Below are 19,798 nucleotides of genomic sequence, written 5' to 3'. Positions count from 1 at the left end.
GCTCCGCGAAAAAATGGGAAACGCTTTTGCGCCACATCTGCTCCCTTGAGATACACCCGCCGCGCAGCGTGTGGCTTTGGGGCGCGGTTTCCCATTTTTTCGCGGAGCCGGCCACCCCGACCCCATGCAGGCATCGTCAGAGCGCCGCGCAACTTTTGTCCGAAAATCCCCGGGCCTCCACAAGACACTGGCTTTTCAATCTGTAAATCCCTCCCACCCCATTCTTGAAAAATCCGAACATTCAGGATACTCTTAGAAAAGAATTGATTCGAAAGCGAGGGTGACGAATGCATGTTTGAGGATCTCGTTTCGCTGCGGATGTGGAAACGTTTTGTCCATGAAGGTGTGATAGACTCGGCGCGAATCAATAAGCGGATAACGGAATCGTGGTACCGGTGCAGGCGCGGGCGGGTCGACCCGTACCAAGGGACAGGTCGTGTCATCCTGCAGACAGACGCACTGGAGCAGCAGCGCATGAAGCACCGCCGCTTGCTCGAACTTGCTATGCCGCAGCTCAACCGCCTTTCCCCTTTCATCCATGATGCGGGCATGATTTCGCTCTTGATCGACCCGGAGGGTTACGTGCTCAACATGCAGGGGGAAAAGCGGGCGCTTCAGGAGGCGAATGCCATCAACTTCGTGGAGGGCGTGCGGTGGACCGAGGACGAGGTGGGCACGAATGCGATCGGGACGGCGCTTTTGGCAAGCGAACCGATCATGATCAACGGCTCGGAGCATTATTCGGTCGCCTCGCATCGCTGGAGCTGTTCTGCCTCCCCGATTCGAGACGAGAACGGCACGCTTCTCGGGGTACTCGACGTGTCGTCGCCTTTGGAACGCAGCCATCCGCAGACGATGGCAACCGTCTCGTCGCTCGCCTTTCTCATCGAGCAGGAATGGGCGAAAGCCAGACAGCAGGACGAGCTGGAGCTGATGCAGCTGGCGCTGATGATTCCCGAGGACGATAATCGGCTGCTGGTCGTCTGCAATTCATACGGCCAGGTGGTGTACGCTTGCAAGCGTATCCGGCGGATTGTCCCGCATTGGGCGGGCATGCAGCGGGCGGAGCTGGTCAACCACGGGTTTGCCGAGGTACGGGAGAAGCCGTTTGCCTCCCTGCGGCACGGCGGATTAATCGGCTGGAAAGTCGAACTGATGCAGCGATGCAACGAAGCATTCTCGGTGTCGTTTGCTGCGAGCGTTTCGCCTGTGCGCCGCTTCCGGTTCGAGGGGGAGGCGGGAGTCAGCCCATCGTTTCAAACGACACTGCGCGATGTGGAGCGGGTCGCGCCAACTGATGTGAACGTGGTGATCTACGGCGAGAGCGGCACGGGCAAAGAGCTGATCGCCCAAGCGATCCATGCGAACAGCAGCAGGCGGAACGGCCCCTTTGTCGCCGTCAACTGCGGCGCAGTTCCGCGCGAGCTGATGGAAAGCGAGCTGTTCGGCTATGCCGAAGGCGCATTTACAGGGGCGAAGAAGCGCGGGTATGAGGGAAAGCTGGTTCAAGCCAACGGCGGCACGCTGTTTCTCGATGAAATCGGGGAGATCCCGCATGCGATGCAGGTCGCGCTGCTGCGGGTGCTGCAGGAGCGAAAAGTGACGCCGATCGGGAGCAGGGAGGAGATTCCGCTGCAAATCCGCGTGATTGCGGCGACGCACCGGAACTTGCGCCAGCAAGTCCAGGAAGGGACGTTTCGCGAGGACCTGTACTATCGGCTGCATGTCATGCCGGTTACAGTGCCGCCGCTGCGTGAGCGCAAGGAAGATATCGTCAGCCTGATCAATCATTATGCAGCGCGCAACGGATTTTCCCTGCACATATCGGATGAGGTGAAGCAATTGCTGCTCGCTCACGACTGGCCGGGCAACATTCGCGAGTTGTTCAATGTGGTCGAACGGCTGCGGATCACGCCTGAGCAGGAATGGAAACGCTTTCTGGCTGAGCTGACAGACCCGCGGGAAGAAATGGGACAGCCTGTGCAAGAATTGACTTATCGGGAGCAAGTGGAAAAGCAATCGATTGCGGAAGCGCTGGCGAAAAGCCATGGCAGCGCAGCGGTGGCAGCGGAGCTGCTCGGGATTCCGCGCAGCACATTTTACCGCAAGCTCAAAAAATATCAGCTGTAGAAAATGGAGGCAGCGATGGGAAACAAGCCTGATTACCATATTCTCGATACGCTATCGGCTCCGCAGACGGGCGATGTCCTGCTGCCGTTTTGCCGGGACGAGGCGTATGCGCGCCGACTGGCAGCAGAGCCGGACATGCCTTCTCTTTTGCATCTATGGCGGCACCGGCAAGCATTCGTGCTCGGCTCGCGGGATGCCAAGCTGCCGCAGGCTGCTGAAGCGGTGCGCCAGTTGAAGCGGCAAGGCTATCAAACGGCGGTGCGCCATTCGGGCGGGGCCGCCGTCCCGCTCGACCCCGGCGTCGTAAACCTTTCGCTCGCGATGCCGGTGACGGCGCTCGAGCTTAATCCGGAGCCGCATTTTGAACAGATGGCCGCGTTGATCAAGCGAGCGTTGGGGGCAACGGGCGAGCAGGTCGTGGCGGGCGAAATCGCCGGCGCCTATTGTCCGGGGTCGTATGATCTGGCGATGGCGGGGTACAAGTTTTGCGGAATCGCGCAGCGGCGGCTGGCCAAAGCGGTCGTGGTGCAAGCTTTTGTCATCGTGGAAGGTGAAGGCAGGGCGCATGGCGAGCGCGCCCGCAGCTTTTATGAGCAGGCTGCAAACGGAGCGGATGGCGGCTATCCCCACGTCGTGCCGGAGCGGATGAAAAGCTTGTCCGAGTTGGGCTGGCATGCGGGGGTAGCTGCATTCGGCGAAGGCGTAAAGCGGGCGCTCGCATCATTTGGTACAATCGAGGAGATGGCTGCGATCCCCGAGTGGATGGAAGCGGACGCTGTGCAAACGCTCCCGCTGCTGCAGGAGAGAAACGTGCAAGGATGAAAGGAGAACGCCATGTGCCGAAACATTAAAACGCTGTTCAATTTCGATCCGCCGGCAACCGATGATGAAATACAAGCCGCCGCCTTGCAGTTTGTGCGCAAGCTGTCCGGTTTCAATGCGCCGTCGAAGGCCAATGAGCAGGCATTTCACCAGGCGGTCGAGGATGTGGCTGCGGTTGCGCGGAATTTGCTCGAATCGCTGGTGACGAACGCGGAGCCGCGCAATCGCGAGACAGAACAGGAACGTGCCCGGTTGCGGAATGCCAAACGGTTTGGGACAGGGGACTAGGTCGGTCCGCTGGCAAGACAAAATGAGACGATTTGGGACGAAATGAGACGAAAATCTCACTTCGTCCCTTTTTTGCGTGGGAACGAAACGGTGCGATATGGGAAAGCCGCGCCCTATCGCGGTTTTTTGCGATGTTGAACGGCTGGCATGCAGGTTGCACATAGGAAAAGGCAAGAGCGGCTTACAGTCGTTTGCATACTCAAAACCGATGATGGGGGGCGTCAAAGATGGAAGTAGCGAAGGCGCAGAAGCAAGTGTTGTCGCGTGAGCAGGCGAGGTGGATGTATCAAAAAATGCTGGAGATCCGCCAGTTTGAGGACGCCGTGCACGTGTTGTTCAGCCAGGGCAAGCTGCCGGGATTCGTCCACTTGTACGCGGGGGAGGAAGCGATCGCCGTCGGGGTGGGCGCTCATCTGAACCAGCGGGACAGCATCACGAGCACACATCGCGGGCACGGCCACTGCATTGCAAAAGAGTGCGATCTGAACGGGATGATGGCGGAGATTTACGGCAAGGCGACCGGGCTGTGCAAAGGGAAAGGCGGCTCCATGCATATCGCCGACCTGGACAAAGGGATGCTGGGGGCGAACGGGATCGTCGGCGGCGGATTTCCGCTCGCGTGCGGTTCTGCATTGACCGCCAAGCTGAAAAAAACGGACGCGGTCAGCGTTTGCTTTTTCGGGGATGGCGCGAACAACCAGGGGACTTTCCATGAAGGCTTGAACTTGGCGGCGATCTGGAAGCTTCCCGTTGTCTTCGTCGCAGAAAACAATGGCTATGGCGAAGCGACGCCATTTACGTATGCCTCCAGCTGCACACATATCGCCGATCGTGCAAACGGTTACAACATGCCGGGCGTGCGCGTCGATGGCAAAAACGTGCTGGAAGTGTACGAGGCGGCACGGGTTGCGGTCGAGCGTGCGCGCCGCGGCGAGGGTCCAACCTTGATCGAATGCATCACGTACCGCAACTACGGCCATTTCGAGGGCGATGCGCAAAAATACAAGAAAGACAAGGAAAAAGAAGAGCATTTGAACGATCTCGACGCCATCGCATTTTTCCGCAGCCATCTGCTCGCCTCGCAAACGCTGTCGCAAGCGGAGATCGAAGGGCTGGAGCAAGATGTGGCAACAGCGATCGAGGAAGCGATCCGCTTTTCGGAGGAGAGCCCGTATCCGGAAGCGAGCGAGCTGTTGACCGATGTGTATGTGTCCTACTAATGAAAGGGGGAATCGACAATGACGAGAAAAATCAGTTTTTCCACCGCGGTCAATGAAGCGATGAAGCTGGCGATGCGCAAGGACGAGAACGTGATCCTGCTCGGTGAGGATGTGGCGGGCGGCGCACAGGTCGACCATCTGCAGGACGATGAAGCATGGGGCGGCGTGCTGGGCGTGACCAAAGGGCTGGTGCAGGAGTTCGGCCGCGACCGGGTGCTGGACACGCCGATTACGGAAGCAGGCTATATCGGTGCCGCTATGGCGGCGGCCGCGACAGGGATGCGCCCGATTGCCGAATTGATGTTCAACGATTTCATCGGCAGTTGTCTCGACATGGTGATGAATCAAGGCGCCAAGTTCCGCTACATGTTCGGCGGCAAAGCGCAGGTTCCCGTGACCATCCGCACGATGCACGGCGCCGGCTTCCGTGCGGCGGCGCAACACTCGCAGAGCCTGTACGCCATGTTCACGCACATTCCAGGGATCAAAGTGGTCGTGCCGTCGACACCGTATGATGCCAAAGGGCTTTTGCTCGCGTCCATCGAGGACAATGATCCGGTCATTTTCTTTGAAGACAAAACGCTGTACAACGTGACGGGAGAAGTGCCGGAGGGCTATTACACGATCCCGCTCGGCAAAGCGGAGATCAAGCGCGTCGGCAGCGACGTGACGATCGTGGCGATCGGCAAGCAGGTTCAGACCGCGTTGAAAGCAGCCGAGCTGCTCGCGCAAAAAGGCGTCGAGGTGGAAGTCGTCGATCCGCGCACGCTCTCGCCGCTCGATGAGGACACGATTCTTACTTCCGTCGCCAAAACGAACCGGCTGATCGTCATCGATGAAGCCAATCCGCGCTGCAGCATCGCGACGGACATCGCGGCGATCGTGGCGGACAAAGGCTTTGACACGCTGGACGCGCCGATCAAGCGGATCACCGCGCCGCACACGCCTGTTCCGTTTTCACCCGTATTGGAGGACCTGTATTTGCCGTCGCCGCAAAAAGTGCTCGAAACGGTGTCGGAGTTAATTGGAGACGCTTCCATTTCGGTCGTGTCCTAACGAACGAAAAAGCGCCCGTGCGAGAAAAGAAATCAGCCCGGGCGCTCCCATTCGCTCGATCGATCAAGAAGGATAGAGAGGAGAGAATCGGCATGGCGCATCAGGTGATTATGCCCAAGCTGGGGATGGCGATGGTCGAAGGTACCGTCATCGCCTGGAAGAAAAAAGCGGGGGATGCGGTGAAAAAGGGCGAAGGCATCGTCGAGATCAGCTCGGAAAAAATCGAAATGGAGGTCGAATCGCCAGGCGATGGCGTGCTGCTGCGCATCCTTGTGCCGGAAGGAGGCGTCGTCCCGTATGGCACGGTGCTGGGGAGCGTTGGCGAGCCTGGCGAATTGGCGGAGGAAGCGCTCGCGGTCGAATCATCCCCGGCCGCCGTGGCAGCACAGGGCGAATCAGCCGCAGCGATTTTGGCGGCAGAGCCAGCGGTAGCGGTGGACTCGTCGAGAGAGCCTGCATTGGCGCGAGCGGGGCGCGATGGCATCAAAATCTCCCCGGTGGCGCGCAAGATGGCGGAAGAGGCTAGGCTCGACGTATCGCAGATCGTCGGCACAGGGCCGCAGGGGCGCATCACCAAAGAGGATGTGGAAAATGCGCTGCGTGAACGCGGCGGGCTGCAAGCGGAGGGGGGGGCCGTGCAAGCCGTACCGGCAGCAAGTACAGACGGGCCAGCTTCCACGCCGGACGCATCCGTGCAAAACGATGCCCAAAGCGTCGAGCGCATCCCTGTCACAGGCATGCGCAAAGTAATTGCGGAGCGAATGCAGGCCAGCTTGCAGCAAAGCGCACAGCTGACGATGACCATGCACGCGGATGTGACGGCGCTGCTCCAACTGCGGGAGAGCCTTTCCCAAGAGTCGCAGCGACGCTATCAGGTGAAGCTGTCCGTCACCGATCTGATCGCGCGGGCCACCGTGCTGGCGCTGATGGAGCACAAGCAGATGAACAGCGCGTTTCTGGGCAGCCACATTGAGCAGTACGGGGCCGTGCATCTCGGGATGGCGGTCGCGCTGGAAAAAGGACTGGTCGTTCCGGTCATCCGCCACGCCGAGCAAAAAACGCTCGTACAGCTGGCGCAAGCGATCAAGGCGGCGAGCGAGCGGGCGCGTCTCAACCAGCTGGCACCGGAAGAAATGAAAGGCTCGACGTTTACGATCAGCAATCTCGGCAATTTTGGCGTGGAAAGCTTCACGCCGGTGCTGAATCCGCCGGAAGCCGGGATACTCGGTGTGGGAGCAGCCAAAGCGGTTCCCGCCTTCGTCGGCGAAGAGCTGGTTCGGCAACAAATGCTGCCGCTTTGCCTGACGTTCGACCATCGCGTGCTGGATGGCGCGCCTGCCGCAGCGTTTTTGGCTTGCGTCAAGCGGCATCTCGAAGAACCATACAGCTTGCTGCTGTAGGGAGGAGGGGAAAGCCTTGCATGACATCGCAATGATTGGAGGCGGACCGGCTGGCTATGTGGCGGCGATTACGGCGGCACGGGCGGGCAAGCGGGTCGTGCTGATCGAAGAAAAAGAGCTGGGCGGCACCTGCCTCAATGTGGGCTGCATGCCGACCAAAGCATTGCTGGAGAGCGCCGATACGTACGAACAAGTTTTGCACGCGGAGCGCTTTGGCATCGAGGGACCGCTGGGCGAGGCGCGCGTCAACTGGGCGCATGTCCAGCGGTACAAAGAAGGAGTGATCCAAAAGCTCGTCGCAGGCGTGCGATATTTGATGAAGCAAAATCAAATCACGGTGATGCGCGGCAGCGCCTTTTTCCTGACAGATCGCCAGCTGCTGGTGAAGGCGGAAGGCAGCGAACAGCTGGTCGAAGCGGAGCGGATCATCATCGCGGCGGGTTCCGAGCCCATTCCGCTGCCGTTTGCCCCTTTTGACGGAGAATGGGTGCTGCACAGCAGCCACGCCATGTCGCTTGCGGCCGTGCCGCCGGTTTTGGTGGTCGTGGGCGGCGGTGTAATCGGCTGCGAGTTCGCGTCGGTCTACAGCCGCATGGGCAGCAAGGTCATCATCATCGAAATGGCGGAGCAGCTTTTGCCTGGCGAGGATGGCGACATCGCCGGCGTGCTGGAGCGGCAATTGAAGCGCAACGGTGTAGAGGTGCATGTGAACAGCAGTGTCGAAGGAGTGGATCGCTCTGCCAAAACCGTGCGTTTTCGCACGCCGGATGGACTTCAATCGATAGCGGCGGACGCCGTTTTGGTCGCGATCGGACGCCGGCCGCGCGTGGGCGGGATGAATCTGGAGTCGATCGGCATCCGTTTTTCGACCAAAGGCATTCAGGTCGACGAACGGATGCAGACCAGCTTGCCGCATATTTTCGCGGCGGGCGATGTGACCGGCGGCATCCAATTGGCGCATATGGCTTTCCACGAGGGGGAGGTAGCGGCCGCCAACGCATGCGGCGGCGATCGCCGGGTGCAGGATCGCGTCGTCCCGCGCTGCATCTATACGGCGCCGGAAGTGGCTTCGGTAGGTTTGACGGAACGGCAGGCGCGAGCGAAATACGGGGATATCCGCATCGGCGAATTCCCGTTTTCCGCCAATGGAAAAGCGCTGATTTTGCAAGAAACGGCGGGAAAGGTGAAAGTGCTGGTCGAGCCTGGCTTCCACGAAATCGTCGGCATTTCCATCGTCGGGCCGCGGGCGACCGAGCTGATCGGTCAAGCTGCGCTCCTGTTGCACACGGAGATGACAGCGGATGCGCTGGAAGACTTCATCGCTCCGCACCCAACCTTGTCGGAAGCGCTGTTTGAGGCCGTGCGAGGGGCGGTTGGCCATGCGGTTCACGGGTAAAAAGGAGAGGGGGAGCAAGGGATGAAAGCAGCCAGATGGCATGGCGTGCGGGATATTCGAATCGAGGAGATCGAGGAGCCAATCATCCAGCCGGGCATGGTCAAAATTCGGCCGGTCTGGTGCGGCATTTGTGGAACCGATTTGCATGAGTATTTGGCGGGGCCGATTTTTTTGCCGGCAGAGCCGCATGCGCTGACAGACGAGAGCGTACCTGTGGTGCTCGGGCATGAGTTCGCGGGCGAGGTGGTTGAGATCGGGGCAGGGGTCAGCCGGTTTCAGGTGGGCAACCGCGTCACGGTCGAGCCGATTCTGTCATGCGGCACGTGCGCTGCCTGCCGCAAAGGCCATTACAACGTTTGCGACCATATCGGCTTTCATGGCTTGAGCGGCGGGGGAGGCGGATTTTCGGAAATCACCATGGTCAAGGAATCGCTGGTGCATCCGCTGCCGGATGGGATTTCCTATGAGCAGGCCGCGATGGTCGAACCGGCAGCGGTCGCGCTGCATGCGGTGCGGCAAAGCGGCTTGCAGGCGGGCGATTCGTGCGTCGTGTTCGGCACCGGACCGATCGGCCTTCTGGTCATCCAGGCAGCACGGCTGGCAGGGGCAAGCAACATCATCGGCATCGAAATATCCGAGGTGCGCCAACAGATGGCCTTGGCCGCAGGCGCCCACCACGTGATCAATCCGCTTGCCACCGATGCGGTCGGCGCTGTGCTGGAGCTGACCGATGGCGGGGCGGACGTCAGTTTTGAAGTTACCGGCGTCGAAAAAGGGCTGCAAGGCGCGATCGAGGCCACCAGGACAGACGGACAGGTGGTCATCGTGAGCATTTGGGAAAAATCAGCACAGATCCCGCCCAATGCCCTGGTCTTGAAAGAACGCAGCATCAAAGGCGTGCTCGCCTATCGCAACATTTTCCCGGCGGTCATCTCCCTGATCGCGGAAGGGCGTTTTCCGGTCGAACAGTTCATCACCAAAAAAATCACGCTGGACCATATTGTGCAGGAAGGCTTCGAAGAATTGGTCAATGACAAGCGGCATGTGAAAATTTTGGTGACGCCAAAAGGGGTATAGGACACAGCGCGAACAAAGAAGGCCGCCGGCTCCTCGCGATTGGGCGAGAAGGCAGAGCGGTCTTCTTTTGCACGCATGGATCAGTCATCTGTACCAAGCACGTCCGTATTAGGCGGCGTGTAGCCCATAAAGCGGGCCATCGACATGATCTGCCCTTTGTGATGATACTCATGCGTGACGGTATGCATGAGCAGCTTCCCGGGCGTTAGGGTCAGCGTCTGCGCCACGCGCCACGGAATATCCCGTGTGAGCGGCACCTCCATCTGACCGGCGAACTCGGTCAAAACGTCTTTCACATACGCATCCGCCTGCGCGAAGCGCTCCCGGATTTCTTCTGGGCCGATTTGTGCCAGGGCGTCTTTTGCGGTAATCGGTTTTTTCGTACGAAGCAAGAGGTAGGAACCAAGCCAAGCATGGTAACAGTCCGCCATATGCATCAGCATATCGCGCATACACAGATCGCCGAATCCGTCGATCCGGCGGGTAAAGTCTTCCGGTTTGATCTCGCTGCAAAAATCAAGCAGCGTCCGTCGCGTCTGTTTGACCCATTCATATTCATGTGGATGCATGGTCTTCAGCTCCTTCTCGCGTGTTCAGGAAACGGCAATCTTGTTGTTCGGTGAAAATAAAGTATTAGACTGCCGCTGTTATCATTCAACTATCGCTCTCCTTTAGCGCAGTGGATGGGACTATTCGTATCCAGGTGCACCGGTATATTGGGCTATCCGTGAGCGCCTGAAAGTTACTGTCATTGGCGTTCATTTGCTTCGATTTGATGGAGGATTTCGTCAACGACGTGCGCGATCGGTGCGGTGGCGTCGATTATAATCCCGTTTTTAGGAACGCCTTCTTTCGTTTGATGCAAGCGCGCACAGATTTCCCGTTCCTCTGGTCTACCACCCCAGTCAGTTGGGTCCAGTGCCACTCGCTCATCAATCCGCCGGAGACAGGTTTCCAGGTCGACCTCAAGGACAAACACGCCGTCGAAGAGATCGATGAATTTGGGATAATTCCGCGAACCACCGCAGAAAAATGTTACCGCCTCATCCTGATTGTCGACTAGAGCTTTTACTTTATCTACATGCCAAATGTGGTGTTCGGGTTTAAAGTCATCTGTCGGGGTACCAGTTTCCGGATCGCCTTGATAAGCCAATTCTCGGTCACCATGAATGGCATGGTAACCGCGCCGCTGCAATTCGTTGCAGACCGTAGTTTTGCCGGCGCCAGAAACGCCTCCAATCAGATAATTCCTAATGCCCATGGCAGACCCTCCATTCAACTGGATAAGCACATTAATAATAAGAGATATTTCTATCTGTCGCTAAACTGCACGTTAGCTTAATGTGGCGTTGCCAGTCTAATACTTTATTTTCTCAGTCTACAACTTATTTTCCGAGTCTAATACTTTATTTTTTAGTCCAACACTTTATTTTCATTGGACACTTGTAAAACTTCTTGTCCACCTGCATGATCGGGAAGTTTTCCGGCAGCTGTGCGACGTCGATCTCCGTGAAGCCGTTCTTTTCATAAAAGCGGTGGAAATGCATGATCGATCAAATAAGGTTTACATGTCGATGGATTTTCCAGATGGTTCGTCCGCTTGCCCCAGAGCGGCTTTCGCTGTGTCTGGCTGAAACCAGATGCAGGAGAAATCGATCCAGCCTTCCGCCGTAAACCGGACATTTTTGACCGTGGACGGGTAGGAGGCGGTCAGCGTGTTGTGCAGCAAAAACAGCAGGGCGTTTTCTTGCTGCAGCAGCCGTTCGGTTTCGAGCAAGAGCTGCTCCCGGCGCGTATCGCACGGCTCGGCCAAAAGCTGGCCGATCTGTTGATCGAGAATGGCGTCCACAGCGGGCGCCAAGTGCGGGCGAATGAAGCAGGCGGCCGACTGGAGCAGCTCGATTTGGGTGACTTGCTCGACATAGATGACAGCGCCGAACAGCAAAAAGTCGCTCGCCGCCCAAATGGCCGCATTCCGGATTTCACCCCAGCTGTGCAGCTCCACTGTCATCGTGATGCCAAATGCCTGGCACTGTTGCGCGATCCAGCGGGCATCGTCTGCATGTCTTCCATACGTGGAGAGGCGCAGCTCTTCTCCTCGATAGCCGCTTTGCGCGATGAGCTGGCGAATGTTGTCGGCGCTGGCCTTCGCTGATTCCGTCGGCATCGCCTCGCCGCTACGGTAACGAAAACCGAGAGCCGGGCGATCGCGAAAGCCGCCCAGGTCAGCGATCATCCGCTCCGGTGCGAGAATGAGCCGCAGCGCTTCGCGAAAATGCCGGTCGTTTTGCGGTCCGGCTTTTTTCCGGTTGAAGGTCAGAATGCTGCTGCTGGCATGGTAAAAGTGCTCGGTGTCCCAGCCGGCGAAGGTCGGCTGCGCCATTTCGCCCGTATCGACCATCAGCTGGCGGGGCGCGGCTGACTCCCACTCCGCGAGCTGCTCCGGCAGAAGCTGCAAAATTTCCACGCGGTCGGTTTGGGCACGCCCGGCAAAATAGTCGTCAAACGCTTCGAGCACCGTGAGAAACGGCTGCCATTTCGTCACGCGAAACGCGCCGGTACCAGCGAGCAGTCCGGTGTCCGGCTCTGTAACCTGGCTGATGATCGATGCGGACGGATGGGCAAGAAACCGGGGCAAGATCCAGTTCGAAGAGGCGAGGTCGAACAAGACCGAATAGCGATCGAGCGCGACCGCCGTCCCGAGCTGCCTGCCGAGCCATTCGCCCGGATGCGAGCAAGGTGTGTGCGCAAGCCGCTCCACCGTATGCACGACATCGTCCGCTGTGCATTCGAGGCCGTTGTGGAAGCGGACGCCTTTGCGCAAGTAAAAGACCCAGCGCGTTGCGTCGTGATTGGCTTCCCAGCTGTGGGCGAGACGCGGGATGCAGACGTTTTTCTCCCGATCCAAGGCGACCAGCGTATCGAAAATTTGCCGTACCAGATGAATGTCGAATGCGTAAAACGCCTCGGCTGGGTCAAGCGTCAAAATTTGCCGTCCGGTGGGAAAGCGCAGCGTCTCGATGCGGCTTGTGTCCCCGGTTCGAACCGCATAGCCGAACGTGCCGGACAGCTTTTGCCAAAATTGCTGCTTGGCTGAGGTTCCGGCGCCGTACTTGTCCAACAGCTCGATTGCTTCGTGAAGGTGTCCATGTTCAAGACGCGCTTGCGCCACCTCCAAAAGCACGGTTTGCAGCGGCAGAAGAAAGGTGAGCGTAGAGGCATTGCCGCGGCCGACGCCAGGAACAAAGCGCAGCCAATCGGCCTGCTCCATTTTTTTGAGCAACAGCTTGGCATTGCGCGGTGTGCAAAACAGGGTCGCGGCGAGCTGTGAGAGGGTGACGCGGATTGGCTCGCCGTCTGCGAACGGTGCGAATGTGTGGCGGAGCGTCAAATAATCGAGTGTGATGGTCATGGGAAAACTCCATTCGGGAATGCGGATTTAAAAAAGGCGAAAGGAGCGTGCGGATGGTTGCCCTTTTTCTCTTACCCGCAGTCGCGAAACCGTGTTCGTTGTTTTGTTGAATTGTACCATGACGGTTGTGAACACGACCATGATTTTCTATATCAAGGATGAGCTGCATCTGTCCACGTCCGACAGGGATTTTTTCTTTTTTGTCGAAAACGTGCGTCAGTAGGAAGGGAGTGGAGAAGAATGCAGGGACTCATGCGTTTTGATGAAAAGGTATGCCTGGTAACGGGCGCTGGCAGCGACAGTGGCATCGGCTTTGCGGCGGCGAAAATCATCGGCAGACTTGGAGGCAGGATCGCGCTGGTGGCGACGACGGAGCGAATCAACGAACGGGCGCGCGAGCTTGTGGAAGAAGGAATCGAGGCGCGCGGGTACGTCGCCGATCTGATGGACCGGGCCAGGACGCGCGGCATGGTGCAGCAGGTGGCGGAAGATTTCGGACGCATCGACATTTTGGTCAACAATGCGGGCATGACGCAGGTGGGCGAGCCGGAAAAATTCATCGCATTCGCCGAGCTGCCGGATGAAGAATGGGATTTGGGGATTTCGCGCAATTTGACGACCTGTTTCAATGTCACGCGCGCGGTGCTGCCGCATATGATTGCCAATCAGTACGGGCGGATCGTCAACGTCTCGTCGACGACGGGAACGCTTGGCGCCAATCCGGGCGAAGCGGCTTACGGTGCGGCAAAGGCCGCGATGGTGGGCATGAGCATGGGGATCGCGATCGAGGTAGCGAAGCAAAACATTACGATCAACAGCGTTGCGCCCGGTTGGATTGAAACCGGGTCGCAGACGCCGCTCGAAGCGCAAGCCGGCCGCCAAACACCGATGGGGCGCAGCGGCCGGCCGGAGGAAGTGGGACACATGATCGCGTTCCTCGCTTCCGAGCAAGCTTCGTATATCACCGGACAGCTGTTTGTGGTGGATGGCGGCAATGCGCTTGTGGAAAACAAGGCGCCGCACAGCCAGCATCCGTAAAAGCTGCGGTTTAGTTTGCCGCTGCGGTGGCCGGAACGGCATTCAGGTATTCTTCCAGCGTAATGTGTTTCTCGCTGATTTCGCCGGCGATCTGGGTGCCGACATAGCGGAGGTGCCACGGCTCGTACTGATAGCCCGTGATCGCATCCTTGCCTTGCGGATAGCGGATGATGAAGCCGTATTCGGCAGCGTGCTTGGCGAGCCAGGCGGCTTCTTTCGTATCGCCGAAGCAGTCTTGTGCCGCGCAAGCGCCGGTGCTGCCGGAAACGTCGATAGCAAGGCCCGTTTCATGCTCGCTGGTGCCAGGCAGGGCGCTGTATTTGCGGGCTGCTTCCTCGCCGTCCTTTTTCACATAGTTTTCAAAAAGCGCGCGCTGGGTGGCTTCCGAGCGGTAGGCCGATACGCCTGCCAGCTGGATGCCATCCTTTTTCGCGCCCGCAAACATTTTTTCCAACGCTTCTGCGGCTTCCTTGCGCATCAGCCGTTTCTCCGACTTGCCTTTGAAAATGAACGGCACGTCGGGGTCGACCAGATCGGCTGGCTTGAAGTGGGCGGGGAGCTTGTACTGCTTGTTAACCAAAATGCTCAGGCTATCAGGATCGCCGTCCACTTCTTTTGGCTCATCGGCGGATGGCTGGGGAGTCGCTGGCGTCGGTTCTATCGTTGTTGAAGGTTGTTCGGCGTCAGAGGCTGCAGGGGTCTGTGCAGACGGTGTTTCCTGCGATGGCGAAGGCGGCGCGGTTGGCGTCTGATTCGCTTCTTGCGCAGGTTTTGGGGTTGGCTGGGCGCTGTTGTTCAGAATATCGCATCCGGAAAGCAGCGCGACGGACAAGCCGAGAAAAACGGCTGCCAGTGTTGTTTTGGAATGTTGCATGAACGTTGAACCTCCTTGAGCAGGTGACAAAACATGTATGAACGTAATGACGGTTTGGCAACCGAAAACGTTACTTCCTCATTATGATAAAAACAAAACAAAAACGAAACAGTCATTTTTTCGTAACTTGATTTGGTTTGGCAGTTCATGTCAAGATGGGAGGCAGGTTACTAATTCCAAGTGATAAGGAAGGAAATAACGTGTTCATTGGTACGCGAACGATAAAAACAGCAATTGGAACCGGTGTTTCCATCGCGGTTGCCCATGCCATCGGGCTGGATTATTTCGCCACGGCGGGGACGATCGCCATCCTGTGCATTCAGGTCACGCGCAAGCGGACGGTGAAAACTTCGCTGTTCCGGTTTGCCGCGAGCCTGCTGGTCATCCTGTTTGCTTATCTTTTTTTCAATCTGCTGGGGTACCATCCGTGGACGGTCACGATCTTGCTCCTGGTCTTCCTCCCCGTTTTGGTGAAATTGAAAATACAGGAGGGATTCGTCACCAGCGCAGTCATCTTGATGCATATTTTCACGCTGCAGGAAATGTCAATCCCGATCCTGATCAACGAGATGTCGCTGGTGGGAATCGGCGTCGGAGTCGCGCTTTTGATGAATCTGTGGATGCCGAGCTACAACAAGACACTCGTCAGCCTGCAGTGCACCATCGAGCAAAACTTCCGCACGATCATCAAGGAGTTCGCCATCTATTTGCGCCAGGGCGAGAGCGAATGGGACGGCAAAGAGCTTTTGGAAACGGCGAAATTGCTCGATCAGGCGATCAAGCTGGCCGTCCTGGAAAACGAGAACCGGCTGATTCGCGAAGAAAACACCGCATTCGATTATTTCGTCATGCGCGAGAAGCAGTTCGTTTTGCTGGAGCGGATGATGCCGATCGTCTCCTCCTTGACGCTGCAAGTGCCGCAGGGAACGCAAATCGCCGAATTTCTCGAAGAATTAGGCGCGCGCGTCCATCCCGGTAATACCGCCTACCTCTTTTTGGAAAAGCTACAGGTAATGGTGGAGGCGATCAAGCAGGCCCCGCTGCCGCTGTCGCGGGAAGAATTTGAAATCAGAGCGTCCCTGTTTACGTTGCTGCGCGAGATCGAAGAGTATCTCTACATCAAACATAATTTGGGAAAAGCTTAACGTAGAGGTGTGAACGTGGGCAAGAAAGCGAAATTGCGAAAAGGGGCTCTGCAAAGTCCGAGCCACCTCATTTATGACTATCTTCATTTGATTATCGGGTCGCTGATTTTGGCGGCGAGCTTCAACATGTTTCTCAATCCGAACCAGATCGCCTCGGGCGGGGTGTCCGGGCTGTCCACGATCATCCATAATTTGTTCGGCTTTCCCCCTGCCATCATTCAGTGGGCGCTCAACATTCCGCTGTTTCTTCTGGGGCTGTGGCTTTTGGAGCGGCATTACAGCATCAAAACGGCGGTGGGATCGGTTGTGTTGCCGCTGTGTGTGATGCTGACCAGCTCGCTGCCAGCGCTCACGACCAATACGCTACTGGCGAGCATTTACGGCGGGATGGGCGTTGGGCTGGGCATCGGCATCGTGTTTCGCGGGCGCGGCTCGACGGGCGGTCTGTCCATCGCCTCGCAAATTTTGCACAAATATACGGGATTAAGCCTCGGGTTGTCAGTCGCCGTGTTTGACGGACTGGTGATTTTGCTCGCCGGCGTAATCTTTTCCCCGGAAAAAGCGCTGTACGCCCTGATCGGTCTGTTCGTCACCAGCAAGACGATCGATGTGGTGCAGGTCGGCTTCAATACATCAAAGGTGGCCTACATCATCTCCAATGAGATCGACAGCCTGCGCGAGGCGATTCTGTTCGATCTCGACCGCGGCTTCACGCAGATCAACGGCTCCGGCGGTTTCACCGGCGACAAGCGGATGGTGCTGATGGTCGTGGTGAGCCAAAGCGAGGTAAGCAAGCTGAAGGCACTGGTCAAGGCGGTCGATCCGCAGGCGTTCATCGTGCTGACACAGGCAAACGAAGTGCTGGGCGAGGGTTTCAAAAGCGTCTGATTCCGATTTCGCTTGTCACGTAATTGCTACTTCCGATTTGATTTGGCCGTGTCTTCCTATGGTATACTGAACGATGAACAATACATAGCAAGGAGTTGGATTGCAAGATGAGCCAAAATGAAGCATTGCTCACGCTGGAGGGCTGGTTTACCGTCCACGATTTCCGCAAGATCAACTGGGAAAAATGGAATGCAGCGTCCGTCGAGGAGCGTCAGGCAGCATTGGACGACCTTTTCACCCTGATGAAAGGGTGGGAGGGGAACGAGGCTGCGAATGAAGGCAGCAGCGCAGTTTACTCCATTCTGGGGCACAAAGCGGATTTGGTTTTCATGTACCTCCGTCCGACATTGCAAGAACTCGATGAAATCAAGACAGCGTTCAACAAAAGCCCTTTCGCGGCGTTCACGACAAACGATTATTCCTATGTGTCCGTGGTTGAATTGAGCAACTATGTCAACAACCCGGGAGAAGACCCGAAAGCGAACCCGCATGTGCGCGATCGTCTCTACCCTGTCCTGCCGAAATGGGAGCACATTTGCTTCTATCCGATGAACAAAAAACGCGACCTGCAAGACAACTGGTACATGCTGACGATGGACGAGCGCCGTCAGATGATGGCGTCCCACGGCATGATCGGCCGCAAATACGCGGGCAAAATCAAGCAGATCATCGGCGGTTCCGTCGGCTTCGACGATTGGGAGTGGGGCGTTACGCTGTTTGCGCACGATCCGCTTGAATTCAAACACATCATTTATGAAATGCGCTTCGACGAGGTCAGCGCCCGCTACGGCGAATTCGGCAACTTCCTGGTCGGCAACCATCTGGATTACGAAAAACTGCAAAACCTGTTTACCGTTTAAAAAGCAGTGGCCGACGCGGAAGGATAGCGTCGGCTGCTTTTTTTGTGCCTGGCGGTTTTGACTATCAGGTTTATCAAAGGATCGACAGCGAAACCGATGAGATCGTGTTCTATTGGTATTGGCGGATCGCTGGCGCTTCAACCGAAGTGCCGTTGATGGAGGATTTTCACGAGCGCTTGTCAAATGATCAACTGGCTGGAATTGAATTGACCTAACGAGGGAAAAGGAGTGGTTCGCATGAAATACCGCAGACTGGGAAAAACAGGGCTGAAGGTGTCGGTCGTCGGAGTCGGCACGTGGCAGTTTGGCGGAGAGTGGGGCAGGACCTATACGCAATCAGAGGTGGACCGGGTGCTCGCCACCGCGAAGGAAGTGGGGATCAACCTGATCGATACGGCGGAATGCTATGGCGATCATTTATCCGAAGCTTTCATTGGCGAAGCGATTGCCGGCGATCGGCAGGAGTGGGTGCTTGCAACCAAGTTCGGGCATCACTTCCACGGGCATCAGGATCGAACCGGCCATTGGACGCCTGATGAGGTGCAAAAGCAGCTGGAGGATTCCCTGCGCGCGCTGCGAACCGATTACGTCGACCTGTACCAGTTCCATTCGGGCGCAGACGAGTTTTTTGACCGCGATGATTTGTGGACGATGCTGGATAAGCAGGTGCAAGCAGGAAAAATCCGTCATCTGGGCATCTCCATCGGCAGCAACGACAACCTGCACCAGACGGCTGCGGCAAGCCGCGTAAACGCCCAGGCGATTCAGGTTGTTTACAACCGTCTCGACCGCAAGCCGGAGGAGCGCGTTTTCCCGTCTTGTGTGGAGCAGGATCTCGGCGTATTGGCCCGCGTGCCGCTCGCAAGCGGATACTTGAGCGGCAAATACAAGCCGGGCGCCTCGTTTGCCGCCAATGACGTGCGGAATCGCCATGATCGCGACGAGCGCGACGCCAAGCTGCTCTCGGTGGATGAGATCAGGCGGACGGAGGTGCCGGAAGGAGTCAGCATGTCTGAGTGGGCGCTCGCGTGGTGCCTCACCCATCCGGCTGTCACCAGCGTGATTCCAGGCTGCAAAGATGAAGAGCAAGTGCGCATGAATGCGCGTGCGGCGGAGCTGGCGCTCGTGAGCGAAGATCATCCGCAGGCGTGGAAATAATAGGGGCAAGGCAAAAAAAGGACGTCACCCGAGCGAGAAGCAGGGGGGCGTCCTTTTTTCATAAAGTTTCACGAAGACACCGCTTCCTCCACCCCGCGCTTCCGCTTCTCGATGAATGCCATCAGCGCTCGTCCCACCCACATCGTGGCGATGAACGGAAACGTGAATGCAGGCAGACCCACAGTGCCCAGCATGGCAGAAAGGGGCGGGTAGAGAAGCGCGGACCCGAGCGCGAAACAAACGGACAGAAGTGCGGGATAACGCGTCTTCACCTGTAAAATTCCGAGAGCAGAAAGGGCCGCGTTGGTGCTGATCAGCCCAGCCGTGAGAGAGGGTGCCTCGCCGAGCCACACGAAGGGCAGACAGCCGATGGCGGCGCCAACAAAGGTCAGCACAAGTTGGCGTGGCGGGCACGCGGCGGCAAGCCCTGCGAGAATCAAGAGGCCGCCCGGTGCGGAGGGCAAGAAAAAGATTTGTCCCAAGCCTGTGAGCGGAATCGTCCAGCTGAAAGCGGACGCGGATGCGGCGCCGAGATCAGGACGGATGATCGCAAGGACGATCCAGGCGAGGGCGACGTACGGCATCGTGTAAGGCGGGATGCCGAATCGTTGAAAAAGGTCATACAAAAAAACGCTCAGCCCCGCAGTAATCGCGATACACGCCCAAAGCAGCCAATCGTGCGGCAAAAAGGTGGCGAATGCGAGTCCGAGCAAGGCCCCGTTGTAACCGTACAAGCCTTCCCCGATCGCCGCCTGCGGACGTTTGCCGAGTGCAGCGGCACCATTTGCAGCAATGGCGCCAACCAAGCAGGCGAGCGCGAGAAGCGGGGAGTAGAGCAGGAAGGCGCACAGGAAGATCCCTCCTGCCAGCGGCTTCCGGAAAAAAACGATTTGAGCAATACCGGATAAACCATGGATGAAAACGTGTCGAATGCTCATTGAAATTGTGTCTCCATTTCGAATAAAAAAGTAGGATGAAGGTTGAGAGCCCGTCTTGGCTGCTAGCTAAAGTATAGCAGAGCCGCGATCGTTTCT

At 57.6% G+C, this 19,798-nt stretch carries 19 protein-coding genes; 14 read left to right on the top strand and 5 right to left on the bottom strand.

What is annotated here, in order from left to right:
- The first annotated feature begins 291 nt into the window (after nucleotides 1-291).
- The 8 genes from ACTID9_RS22060 (at nucleotide 292) to ACTID9_RS22025 (ending at nucleotide 9,389) form a co-directional block, all read left to right on the top strand.
- A complete protein-coding gene (locus ACTID9_RS22060) occupies nucleotides 292-2,130 on the top strand; it encodes a sigma-54-dependent Fis family transcriptional regulator (protein WP_441067016.1) in 1,839 nt (612 codons plus the stop codon).
- A 15-nt stretch (nucleotides 2,131-2,145) separates the two neighbouring features.
- Nucleotides 2,146-2,952 (top strand): lipoyl protein ligase domain-containing protein, encoded by an 807-nt coding sequence (locus ACTID9_RS22055; RefSeq protein ID WP_441067015.1) that lies wholly within the window; start codon nucleotides 2,146-2,148, stop codon nucleotides 2,950-2,952.
- A gap of 12 nt (nucleotides 2,953-2,964) precedes the next feature.
- Nucleotides 2,965-3,240 carry a DUF2277 domain-containing protein gene (locus tag ACTID9_RS22050; protein WP_441067014.1) on the top strand — a complete coding sequence of 92 codons (276 nt, stop codon included), beginning with the start codon at nucleotides 2,965-2,967 and terminating at the stop codon, nucleotides 3,238-3,240.
- A 227-nt stretch (nucleotides 3,241-3,467) separates the two neighbouring features.
- The gene (locus ACTID9_RS22045; protein WP_441067013.1) at nucleotides 3,468-4,460 is read left to right on the top strand and encodes a thiamine pyrophosphate-dependent dehydrogenase E1 component subunit alpha; all 993 of its coding nucleotides are present in this window, start codon (nucleotides 3,468-3,470) and stop codon (nucleotides 4,458-4,460) included.
- A gap of 18 nt (nucleotides 4,461-4,478) precedes the next feature.
- Nucleotides 4,479-5,516 carry an alpha-ketoacid dehydrogenase subunit beta gene (locus tag ACTID9_RS22040; RefSeq protein ID WP_441067012.1) on the top strand — a complete coding sequence of 346 codons (1,038 nt, stop codon included), beginning with the start codon at nucleotides 4,479-4,481 and terminating at the stop codon, nucleotides 5,514-5,516.
- Nucleotides 5,517-5,608: 92 nt separating this feature from the next.
- The gene (locus ACTID9_RS22035) at nucleotides 5,609-6,916 is read left to right on the top strand and encodes a dihydrolipoamide acetyltransferase family protein (RefSeq protein WP_441067011.1); all 1,308 of its coding nucleotides are present in this window, start codon (nucleotides 5,609-5,611) and stop codon (nucleotides 6,914-6,916) included.
- Nucleotides 6,917-6,932: 16 nt separating this feature from the next.
- Nucleotides 6,933-8,312 (top strand): dihydrolipoyl dehydrogenase, encoded by a 1,380-nt coding sequence (gene lpdA, locus ACTID9_RS22030; protein WP_441067010.1) that lies wholly within the window; start codon nucleotides 6,933-6,935, stop codon nucleotides 8,310-8,312.
- 21 nt (nucleotides 8,313-8,333) lie between these two features.
- A complete protein-coding gene (locus ACTID9_RS22025; protein ID WP_441067009.1) occupies nucleotides 8,334-9,389 on the top strand; it encodes a 2,3-butanediol dehydrogenase in 1,056 nt (351 codons plus the stop codon).
- An 80-nt stretch (nucleotides 9,390-9,469) separates the two neighbouring features.
- Here the strand turns inward: ACTID9_RS22025 and ACTID9_RS22020 are convergent, their stop codons facing one another.
- The 3 genes from ACTID9_RS22020 to ACTID9_RS22010 all read right to left on the bottom strand — a co-directional run bounded on the left by ACTID9_RS22020 (nucleotide 9,470) and on the right by ACTID9_RS22010 (nucleotide 12,801).
- Nucleotides 9,470-9,958: a DinB family protein gene (locus ACTID9_RS22020; RefSeq protein WP_441067008.1), complete on the bottom strand. Its 489-nt coding sequence runs from the start codon at nucleotides 9,956-9,958 to the stop codon at nucleotides 9,470-9,472.
- A gap of 179 nt (nucleotides 9,959-10,137) precedes the next feature.
- Nucleotides 10,138-10,650 carry an AAA family ATPase gene (locus ACTID9_RS22015; protein WP_441067007.1) on the bottom strand — a complete coding sequence of 171 codons (513 nt, stop codon included), beginning with the start codon at nucleotides 10,648-10,650 and terminating at the stop codon, nucleotides 10,138-10,140.
- A gap of 303 nt (nucleotides 10,651-10,953) precedes the next feature.
- Nucleotides 10,954-12,801: an ABC transporter substrate-binding protein gene (locus tag ACTID9_RS22010; protein WP_441067006.1), complete on the bottom strand. Its 1,848-nt coding sequence runs from the start codon at nucleotides 12,799-12,801 to the stop codon at nucleotides 10,954-10,956.
- A 240-nt stretch (nucleotides 12,802-13,041) separates the two neighbouring features.
- Here ACTID9_RS22010 and ACTID9_RS22005 point away from each other — a divergent pair, with 240 nt between their 5' ends.
- Nucleotides 13,042-13,839 (top strand): SDR family NAD(P)-dependent oxidoreductase, encoded by a 798-nt coding sequence (locus ACTID9_RS22005; protein ID WP_441067005.1) that lies wholly within the window; start codon nucleotides 13,042-13,044, stop codon nucleotides 13,837-13,839.
- 10 nt (nucleotides 13,840-13,849) lie between these two features.
- Here the strand turns inward: ACTID9_RS22005 and ACTID9_RS22000 are convergent, their stop codons facing one another.
- Nucleotides 13,850-14,713 (bottom strand): D-alanyl-D-alanine carboxypeptidase family protein, encoded by an 864-nt coding sequence (locus ACTID9_RS22000; RefSeq protein WP_441067004.1) that lies wholly within the window; start codon nucleotides 14,711-14,713, stop codon nucleotides 13,850-13,852.
- A gap of 200 nt (nucleotides 14,714-14,913) precedes the next feature.
- On the opposite strand from ACTID9_RS22000, the gene ACTID9_RS21995 reads away from it, so the two are divergent.
- From ACTID9_RS21995 to ACTID9_RS21975, 5 genes are all read left to right on the top strand, one after another.
- Nucleotides 14,914-15,858 (top strand): aromatic acid exporter family protein, encoded by a 945-nt coding sequence (locus tag ACTID9_RS21995; RefSeq protein WP_441067003.1) that lies wholly within the window; start codon nucleotides 14,914-14,916, stop codon nucleotides 15,856-15,858.
- 15 nt (nucleotides 15,859-15,873) lie between these two features.
- Complete coding sequence (locus ACTID9_RS21990; RefSeq protein WP_441067002.1) at nucleotides 15,874-16,746, top strand: YitT family protein; 873 nt, start codon at nucleotides 15,874-15,876, stop codon at nucleotides 16,744-16,746.
- Between the two features lie 107 nt (nucleotides 16,747-16,853).
- Nucleotides 16,854-17,606, top strand: coding sequence for a hydrogen peroxide-dependent heme synthase (gene hemQ / locus ACTID9_RS21985; RefSeq protein ID WP_441067001.1), 753 nt, complete (start codon nucleotides 16,854-16,856; stop codon nucleotides 17,604-17,606).
- Nucleotides 17,607-17,650: 44 nt separating this feature from the next.
- A complete protein-coding gene (locus ACTID9_RS21980) occupies nucleotides 17,651-17,821 on the top strand; it encodes a hypothetical protein (protein WP_441067000.1) in 171 nt (56 codons plus the stop codon).
- A 22-nt stretch (nucleotides 17,822-17,843) separates the two neighbouring features.
- A complete protein-coding gene (locus tag ACTID9_RS21975) occupies nucleotides 17,844-18,764 on the top strand; it encodes an aldo/keto reductase (RefSeq protein WP_441066999.1) in 921 nt (306 codons plus the stop codon).
- Nucleotides 18,765-18,832: 68 nt separating this feature from the next.
- Here ACTID9_RS21975 and ACTID9_RS21970 read toward each other — a convergent pair whose 3' ends face one another.
- Nucleotides 18,833-19,702 (bottom strand): urea transporter, encoded by an 870-nt coding sequence (locus ACTID9_RS21970; RefSeq protein ID WP_441066998.1) that lies wholly within the window; start codon nucleotides 19,700-19,702, stop codon nucleotides 18,833-18,835.
- Between the last annotated feature and the right edge of the window lie 96 nt (nucleotides 19,703-19,798).

This window comes from Brevibacillus fluminis (assembly GCF_052072235.1).
Lineage (GTDB): Bacteria > Bacillota > Bacilli > Brevibacillales > Brevibacillaceae > Brevibacillus_D > Brevibacillus_D fluminis_A.
Note: the sequence above shows the minus strand (reverse complement) of the source record. Positions and strands in the feature narration are given on the sequence as shown.